At 36.9% G+C, this 9,091-nt stretch carries 6 protein-coding genes; 3 read left to right on the forward strand and 3 right to left on the reverse strand.

The features are described from left to right. The 3 genes from ABWO41_RS11985 to ABWO41_RS11995 form a co-directional block, all read left to right on the forward strand. On the forward strand, nt 1–910 hold a 910-nt coding region (locus ABWO41_RS11985; protein WP_353138062.1), incomplete at its 5' end, for a phosphodiester glycosidase family protein. Between the two features lie 153 nt (nt 911–1,063). Further along, entirely contained in the window at nt 1,064–2,725 is a 1,662-nt protein-coding gene (gene pafA, locus ABWO41_RS11990) for an alkaline phosphatase PafA (protein WP_353138065.1), read from the forward strand. Nucleotides 2,726–2,733: 8 nt separating this feature from the next. Continuing rightward, nucleotides 2,734–4,212: a DUF4886 domain-containing protein gene (locus tag ABWO41_RS11995; protein WP_353138068.1), complete on the forward strand. Its 1,479-nt coding sequence runs from the start codon at nt 2,734–2,736 to the stop codon at nt 4,210–4,212. Nucleotides 4,213–4,326: 114 nt separating this feature from the next. Here the strand turns inward: ABWO41_RS11995 and ABWO41_RS12000 are convergent, their stop codons facing one another. The 3 genes from ABWO41_RS12000 to ABWO41_RS12010 all read right to left on the reverse strand — a co-directional run bounded on the left by ABWO41_RS12000 (nt 4,327) and on the right by ABWO41_RS12010 (nt 8,715). Then, complete coding sequence (locus tag ABWO41_RS12000) at nt 4,327–5,229, reverse strand: heparin lyase I family protein (RefSeq protein ID WP_353138071.1); 903 nt, start codon at nt 5,227–5,229, stop codon at nt 4,327–4,329. Between the two features lie 190 nt (nt 5,230–5,419). Continuing rightward, on the reverse strand, nt 5,420–7,396 hold the full coding sequence (gene hepC, locus ABWO41_RS12005) for a heparin-sulfate lyase HepC (protein ID WP_353138074.1): 1,977 nt from the start codon (nt 7,394–7,396) through the stop codon (nt 5,420–5,422). 86 nt (nt 7,397–7,482) lie between these two features. Beyond that, complete coding sequence (locus ABWO41_RS12010) at nt 7,483–8,715, reverse strand: glycoside hydrolase family 88 protein (RefSeq protein ID WP_353138077.1); 1,233 nt, start codon at nt 8,713–8,715, stop codon at nt 7,483–7,485. Nucleotides 8,716–9,091: the final 376 nt, after the last annotated feature.

Below are 9,091 nucleotides of genomic sequence, written 5' to 3' on the forward strand. Positions count from 1 at the left end.
AGTTAGTTATTTATTAAGTGCAGCACTAATTTTCTCAGCTTGCTCGAGTCAAAAAGAAATCAGTCAATCAGTTACAGAGCTAAAAGAAAGATCCGGGTGGACTGTAGATACACTTAGAAAAGATGTAATTTGGTATAAATATCAAAGTAATACCGACAAGCAATTTGCGCATCAGAATGTAAATGTAGTCAGTTTCAATCCTAAGGCTAGACAGGGGCAAATGGTGTTCGGGTATAAAAAGGAAAAGGACTCTTTGTCTGTGTTTGCCAATCGCATTCCGGGTGCTATCGCAGGTATCAATGCCACCTATTTCATAGAAAAAAAAGATTCTGCAGACTACATGCATCTGCGTTTAAAAGGGGAAGACATCCAACACGTAAAAGTTCCTAAAAACAGTATTTACTGGTGGAAACATCAGGGTATGTTTACCTTCGATGACAAAGGAACAGACTTTAACATTCAATTCTCACCAGAAGACTTTTCGACCATAAAATCGAAAAATATTATGACCGGAGCACCAATGTTAATAGATAATTTTAAACCGGTAGGTTTAACTTTTGCCGATACAACAGGAATTAATATCAAAAAACTGCATTACGAGCATTACCTAAAACACCAGGGAGTACGTCATCCGAGAACGGCAATAGCAGTAACACCAGAAGGACGTCTATTATTAATAACCGTCGATGGAAGAAACAAAAATGCTTTAGGAATGTCGGCAAAAGAGTTAACAGCCTTTTTACAGCGTTTTTTCAATCCTAAATCTGCAATGAATATTGATGGTGGAGGTTCTACCATGATGTGGATAAAAGGACAGCCTTATAATGGAATCGTTAATTATCCAACAGACAATAAAAAGTTTGATCATTATGGTCAGCGTAGAGTAGAAACTGTCATATTTATCAAATAACCTAATTCCGGAAGCTATTGAAAGCAGAAAACTAAATTGTTGAATAACTAAGCATTATGAAACAACAAAATGAATGTTTTCTTTGACTTTTTCGATAGCTTCTTTACATTTACAAGCTTTAAATAATTACTCCAAAAAGAACCATTTTATTAAATGAAAGCCTTAAAGTACAATGTTATTAAGTCTTTTCTGTTTATAATCCTCCTATTCAATACTACCATAGTTGGTGCAAAAGAGAAGCAAAATAGTGGAGTTGCCAGACCCAAATTAGTAGTAGGTCTTGTTGTAGACCAAATGCGTTGGGATTATCTTTATCGTTACTATGACCGTTACGAATCTGGCGGCTTTAAAAGATTGCTGAACGAGGGTTTCAGTTGTGAAAATACTTATATTACACATTTGCCATCAGTTACAGCGATAGGACATTCTACCATTTATACAGGCTCTGTTCCTGCAATCCACGGTATTACATCAAACAATTTTACAGATCAGCTTACCGGAAGAGCATGGTACTGTGCAGAAGATACCGTAGAGCAGACAGTAGGTAGCGCTTCGGCAGCCGGAAGAATGTCACCGCGTAACCTTTTAGCGTCTACCATCACCGATGAGCTGGCATTGGCAACTAACTTTCGTTCTAAAATTGTAGGTGTTTCTTTAAAAGATAGGGCAGCAATTATGCCTGCAGGTCATACTCCAACAGCAGCGTTCTGGCTAGATAGCGAAAGTGAAAACTTTATTACAAGTACTTACTATATGAAAGAACTGCCATCCTGGGTAAGCCAATTCAATAGCAAAAAAGTAGGTAGAAATCTGGTTAAAGATGGTTGGAGTACATTATACCCGATAGAAACCTATCTGCAAAGTACACCGGACTATGTGCCGTGGGAAGGTGTTTTTCCCGGAGAGAAGAAGCCCGTATTCCCGCATGATATTAAAAGGTATTATGAACTTAATCCGGATAATATTAGAAAAACTCCGTTTGGTAATACCTTAACTCTGGAGTTTGCTAAAGCAGCTGTAGAGGGTTATGATCTGGCAAATGGGCCGGTAACCAATTTTTTAACTATCAATTGTGCTTCGACAGATTATATTGGCCATATGTATTCTGCCAATTCCGTTGAAGCAGAAGATGGTTTACTAAGATTGGATAAAGACCTTTCTGCATTTTTTAAATATCTGGACACAAAAGTAGGGAAAGGAAATTACACGGTATTTTTAACAGCAGATCATGGTGGAGCACATAATCCGACTTTTCTTGAAGAACATAAAATTCCTACAGGCTTGTTAGGGCTGAAGAAAAATGCCATAGTAGCCATAAATAAAATGGTTGAAACTAAATATGGAATTCAAAAAATAGTAACTGGCAATACTGGAATATATTTGTCTTTGGATGCTAAAAAAGCTGTAGAAAAAGGTGTTGATTATCCAAAATTGAAACGGGATGTAGTAAACCTGTTAATTAAACAACCAGGAATCCAATTTGCCGCAGATATGGAAAATATTGGCAATGCATCTATTCCGCAATCTATAAAAGAAAAGGTTATAAATGGCTACAATTCTAAAAGAACAGGCGAGATAGCTTTTATTCCAGAACCAGGATGGACCTTAGGTGGTGCAAAAGGAGCGACACATAGTTTGTGGAATCCATACGATACACATATCCCATTGGTGTTTATGGGCTGGGGAATAAATAAGGGTAAGTCTGTAGAAAGCTATTCTATGTGTGATATTACACCTACTATTGCAGCCCTGTTACGTATACAAGTGCCTAATGGTGCTATTGGTAAAGCAATTTCCGAAGTTATAAAAAAATAAAATAGACAATGAAAAATCCGATTTCCCGTAGAGCATTTCTGATGAAAATCAAACTATGGCTTGTTTTTTTGCTGGTAAATTTGTCTGCTTTTCATGCACTTAGCGTACAAGCTCAGTCAGGAAAAGTAACCAAAATATTAGCCATAGGAAACAGCTTTTCCGAAGATGGGGTAGAAAATTATTTGTACGATCTGGCAAAAGCCGATGGTATTAAGGTAATTATTGCGAACCTGTACATCGGAGGTGCACCTTTAGAGCTTCATGTGAAAAATATCCGTGAAAATAAAGCGGTGTATGCTTACAGAAAAATAGGTTTAAATGGTATTAAAAATACTACTCCCAAAACATCTATAGAGACTGCACTTGCAGACGAAGACTGGGATTATATCAGTTTTCAGCAGGCTAGCCCATTGTCCGGACAACTCACAACAGTACAAGAGTATTTGCCAGAGCTTTTTCAATATGTAAAAGCCCGGGCTAAAAATCCAAATGTAAAATATGTTTATCATCAAACCTGGGCCTATGCGAAGAATTCTAGTCATAAAGGCTTTGTGAATTACGACAGAGATCAGGAGAAAATGTATCAGGCCATAGTTAATGTGTCCAGACAGGTAAATACTATAGTACCAATAGATATCGTAGTTCCAGCAGGAACAGCTATTCAAAATGCAAGAACCAGCTACATCGGTGATAACCTTACCAGAGATGGTTACCATCTGGATTTAAACATAGGCCGTTTTACCGCAGCCTCTACCTGGTACGAAAAGATCTTCAATAAGCCCGTAATTTCCAACACATTTAAACCCGGTACAGTTACTGCTAAAGGAGCAGAGATAGCCAAACTTGCTGCACATTCGGCGGTGTTAAAGCCATTTGAAGTCACTCAACTTAATGCTTATCAAGCAAAAGGCAACGAATTGAGTAAGTATCCGATTTATATCGGTTTTGGAGATGCACAGGCATATGATAACTGGAATAATCTCACGTATTTTAATTCCGGTTCTGAAGTAAGTAACCTTCTGGACGAAAAAGGCGGATTCACGGGGATTAAATTGACTCTGGTGGAAGGGTTCAATAGCAAGAATACCAGTGGACAGAAAGCTACGAATACAGCTTTGGATATGCCTGATGATATTTCTGCAAGCAGTTTTTACGGAAATACAAAAGAAGTATTCAATAAGAAAAAGGTAGAAAGAAGTGTAATTAAGCTTTCTGGTTTAAATCCGAAGAAGAAATATACTATAAGCTACTTTTCTTCCAGAGGGGCAAAAGATCAGGAAAAAAGAGAAACTCAGTTTACTACTAAAGGAGCCAAACAGGTAGTGTCGGCTATAGATGCAACTAACAATAAAGATCAGTTGGTTACGGTTAAAAACTTGTCTCCCGATAGTAATGGGGATATAGTTGTTGATGTAACAGCGGGTCCAAACAATACAGAAAAGAATGGCTTTTATTATCTTAATGCCATGTGTATTCTGGTGAAATAGTATTGGTATAAGAAGTCCGATTTGCAATAATAATAAGAGCGGATGTTACCAAACATCCGCTCTTATTATACTTTATGGTTTGATATCAAGATTGGTGAAAATCCCAATCAAATGTTAATCCAATTTAATGATACGAATGTTATCATGGTATGCAATTCTTGTAAGTATATTGTCTGCTATTATAACATTCCCATCAGCATCTTTTCCCGCTTCTCTATACACTCCCCATTTAATATAACCTTTTTGTCCATTTTGCAGTTTAGTACCGGTGAAAGTTCTGGCATTCAGGTTCTGAAGCCGTAAAGTATAATCTGTTTCACCCTCATATCTGGTGTAAATTTTAAAATATCCGGTATTATCCAACGTCCATTTAACATCTATCCGAAAATCAATCCACTTATTAATTTGAGGTCTGAAATCAGATATAATTATGCCATTTCCACTGGCATCATATCTGGCAACAATGGTATTTCTTTTAGTTAGTATCCGTACAGGTACAGGGTCTCCACCAGTTACTTTTAGCTGGAAAATATTGTCGCCATACGGGGGATTCTCTGAATTCCATTGCCCCCAGTCTTTTAAATAAACGCTAAATTCGTATCGTCTCTCCATGCCAGGAAAAAATAGTGCATCGGGAACGTTAAGTGCATCTGCTTCACTTCGGTATGCATCGTTAGAATAATAACCAGAAAGGCCAAGAGTAACTTTATGTGCAATAGCGTAATTACTGTTAACTCCAGGACTAAGCATGTAAGCGGCATCGGTGGCGGTGGCTTTTGTCGCAAATACATTAGCAATTCCAGAATTAAGCGTACCAGATTCATAATTTGCATTAAATAAGGTATCGTTAGTCGCAGTTTCTTGTTTGGTGCTGTCAGTATTACTAATTACGGTGTCAATAGTTGCCGTATCGGTAAGCTTGCTGGTTGTGCTTTCGGCGGTTTCCTTTTTGTTACAGCAGATAGTTAATAACATCAGGAAAATAGCCGACAGATAATTTCTGATTTGATTTTTCATGATAATGGCGGTTAAAATTGGTTTATAATAAAAATTGCTTTGGTCTTATTGAAGAAAGTGTCTGAAAAGTCAAAAGTATTGTCATTCTGGATCAAGTCTCTTTAGGAGAAACTTTCGTAGCCTGGGACAACAAGAACCTTTTCAGACACTTCTTTAGCATCTATATAAGATGCATTGAGATAAAATCTTACTAATACAACGCAGCAGAAAGCTTTTCCTTTTTGCCGTTTATAATAACAGTTAGGTTAATGATACCTTTCTCAAAATCATTTCCTTTGTTTTCAACAATAGTAGCTTGCGGAGCTTCATTGGTGTCGTATGGATAAAGCAAAGTAACAAAGTATTGGTTACTGTTATTGGCTTTAGTCGTCTCAAAAACAAAAGCAGGACGTTTTATTTCCTTTTTATAAACATAAGATACCTTACCTTCTTCTTCTTTCAGGTTTGCCTTGTCTTTATTGAAGTTCTGAATCAGTAAATTGTTATTATCGCTATAGTTTGTATAAACACTGTTTTTATTGGTGTCAAAAACAGGCTTGCTGTCTTCTTTTAGTTGAAAATGTATACCCAGATTGCCGGTAGCATCTCCGCTGGCTTTATCAATAATGACAAAATACTTTTGATTAACAAACAATACGCTACGCTGATGATTAAGACCAGTATAACTTGGATTTGTATAGGTTAACACATCCAGGTTTTTGTCTGTTTTCCATTTATTTAGTTTAGCATCTGTAATCACCATGTTTTCATTATTCAATGTTAAAGTGCTGTGAACTTTAGTCTGGCGATACCAATCTCGCATTTTCATAATCTCTGCATCGCCGCTATATACATAGCAACCAGCGTCGGGTGTAAAATTTCTTCCCTTAATCCAAAGTTCAAAAGTTCCGTTATCAGGCTGTGCGTGAAACATTCCAGGTCGGCTTGCCTTTAAAACCATTACAGTAGAATTATCGTTCCATCCGTTTCTGAAAGTGTAAAAGCCTGTAGTTTTTAATGCGTTTGAAAGATAGTTGGGTTGAGAACCTTCTTTTCCATCTGTTGCAAAGTATTTAATTATTGTATTGGCGGGAAAAGCTTTCGACCACGATTGATACTGCTTAATCATTCCGGCTTTAGAGCCTATCCACGAGTCGCCAAACATTGGGTACGAATAATCCGGAAAAGAAAAATTAATAGTAGCCATTACCATTTTTTCTACCGTTTGCTTATAGCTTGCCGGAAACTCATGTTCTTGCTTTGCCAATTGAGCATATCTGTAAGCCCTTAAAAAAATATCAATAGAGGCATTATGGTAAACAGGCGAAAGCTCCCATTGCAGACCATCATCATAGACTTGTTTTCCAATTTCTTCATTTAGTATTTCTATGCCACTCTTTCTCCATTTCGGAGCAAGCTTAAGTTCCGGAAAAATACATCCCGCGCCTAATACACGTTGTGCTTCAAACAGAAGATGGTTTCCTTTTTCGCTGTAATGTTTGGTAACATAATCTGTCTGGTGATTAAAGCTTGTCAGAAACTCTATTAAGAAATCGGGAGTGAAGTGCTGAGAGGGTACAAAAAGATTGAAAGTGCCGGGTAAGCTATTAATTCTTTCCGATACTTCAAGCGGACGCCAGGCAAAGCGGTCATTATCAGCAGATAATCCCAGTGGGTTTTTCGCAGCCCAGTCTCTAAATTGAAATACCCATTCCTTAGCATACTTTTCATCACCGGTACTTCTGTAAGCCATACCCATAGGCTGCCACCAGTATACGCGATGTAATTGCCAGCGTACCTCATTGTCTTTAACAGGCCAGTATTGCCAGTTAATGTCTGTGCCGTAATCGTAAAAGCCATAACCTTTATGCGGTTGAAACTTATGGTCCAAAGCATTGTCTGCCTTTTCCTTATTGGCTTTGCCAATATCTTTTCCACGAAATCTGGCCTCATCGCCAACATTAAAATCGGGATGTTTAACCGTTTTGCGATTTCTGTAATAATTTAATAGTTCGGCAGATGCTTCTTTAAATTTGTTTGTTTCAACCAGTTGTTTAACCTTTTCTAAACCCGGATACTGAAGATTAATAATATCGAAACTTTCTTTGGTTATTAAAGTATTTTGTGCTTTTACTATATCTGTAACGATGAGTACCATACAGATGATAAGAAGTCTGATTAATTTCATTTTTAGTATATAATATAACGGTTTGTTTATTGTTTTTGCGATTTATGTAATCTGTATCTGTTGTTTTGTATGCTCCACTATGCCTGTTATCTGTTCGCTAATTTGTCTAAGTCAATTTTTTTGATTTGTGCATAGCGTTTTAGCGCTTCCAAATAATAGTAATCTGCATAGTTTAAAGGTGTATCTATTTCTGAATTGTAAAGAAATGCGCCAACGCTATGTTTTAAAATAAAGTACTGGTTTGAGCCGGGTTTAGCTAAATACTCCTCAGAAGATAGAGACTTTAAGATATCTTCTGCATATCTGAAGTATTTATCGCCATCTTTTGCCTGTGCGCTCAATTCTAAAAGAGCCGAAGCTATAACCGCTGCAGCCGAAGCATCTCTGGGTGCTTTTTCTTCCACGTCCATGGCATTATGTACATCAAAATCCCATACAGGAACTTTGTCTTTTGGCATGCGCGGATGATTCATGATGAATTTGGCAATATGTTCTGCATGTTGTAAAAACTTCGGATTTTTAGTGTTTGCATAACACATGGCATAGCCATAAACCGCCCAGCCCTGTCCGCGGGCCCAGGAAGACTCATCTGTAACCCCTTGATGCGTTCTTTTTGCCAGAACATTACCGCTTGTAGGAGAATAGTCAACAACATGGTATGAACTATAATCTTTTCTAAAATGATTTTTAAGCGTGGTAAGAGCATGAGCATTAGCCACATCTTTATATGCATCCTGCTGAAATTCTTTTGCAGCCCAGTACAGGTACTCCAAATTCATCATATTATCTATAATTACCGGATAATTCCACCAGTAAAAATCCCAGGAGCGTATAGCTCCAACTTTTGGATTGAATCTGGAAGCGAGGTTAGAAGCTCCGTCTTTTAAGGCAGGTAAATACATCTTATCTCCTGTAATACGATATGCATTTCCATAAGAGCAATAAAGCATAAAACCTACATCGTGAGTATCTTTAATATAACGTACAGAATCTAAAGCCAGAGTGAAGCGTTTAGCTTGCAGTGCCAGATTATTGTCGTTGGTTAGTTCGTATGCATACCACAAAGAACCAGGAAAAAATCCGGTTGTCCAATCTCTGTACGGAGCAACCCTCACAGTTCCGTCAGGATTAACAGATCGGGGGTTTTTACCAGGAGTATATATACTTGCAGCTTTATTCAGTTGATAAGTAATCGTTTTGATAGAATTTAAAAACCACTGTTCTCCGTTATTTTCATTTGCTAGTATCTTAGACGAACTTAATTGTAAGACTACTAAGACAAACAAAGACACCTTGCTTAAAAAACTATTGTAATACATAAATAAAATAGAGTTAATACAGATGTGAAATTATATCTATATCGGCAAAACGGCTTTTAATTTCAGCTAAAATGGTTTTGATAATGTTGAATTTGAATTGTAAGAAGAGATTCACAGGATATTTGGTAAATATACTTAGCGGGCTGCCAACATGTAAATGAATTATAGTCATCTCGCTGCCTGTGAAAATTTAAACAGTAGGTAATTTGTTTTTGATAGTAACGAAGGTTATCCTGATCGTTTTGAAAATTATTTGTTTTTATAAATATAGATAAATCAGATATGACTGTTTAATATTAATCCTCCATACTATAATGAAGTATAAGTCTAAATTTTATTAAAGATTACTTGAAAACTGCTATTTTTAGACACTTTT

Source organism: Pseudopedobacter sp., assembly GCF_040392825.1.
Taxonomy (GTDB): domain Bacteria; phylum Bacteroidota; class Bacteroidia; order Sphingobacteriales; family Sphingobacteriaceae; genus Pseudopedobacter.

What these genes read in the sequence shown, in the direction of transcription:
- pafA (WP_353138065.1), top strand. Translation starts at nt 1,064, where the DNA reads ATGAAAGCCTTAAAGTACAATGTTATTAAGTCTTTTCTGTTTATAATC.
- ABWO41_RS11995 (WP_353138068.1), top strand. Translation starts at nt 2,734, where the DNA reads ATGAAAAATCCGATTTCCCGTAGAGCATTTCTGATGAAAATCAAACTA.
- ABWO41_RS12000 (WP_353138071.1), bottom strand. Translation starts at nt 5,229, where the DNA reads ATGAAAAATCAAATCAGAAATTATCTGTCGGCTATTTTCCTGATGTTA.
- hepC (WP_353138074.1), bottom strand. Translation starts at nt 7,396, where the DNA reads ATGAAATTAATCAGACTTCTTATCATCTGTATGGTACTCATCGTTACA.
- ABWO41_RS12010 (WP_353138077.1), bottom strand. Translation starts at nt 8,715, where the DNA reads ATGTATTACAATAGTTTTTTAAGCAAGGTGTCTTTGTTTGTCTTAGTA.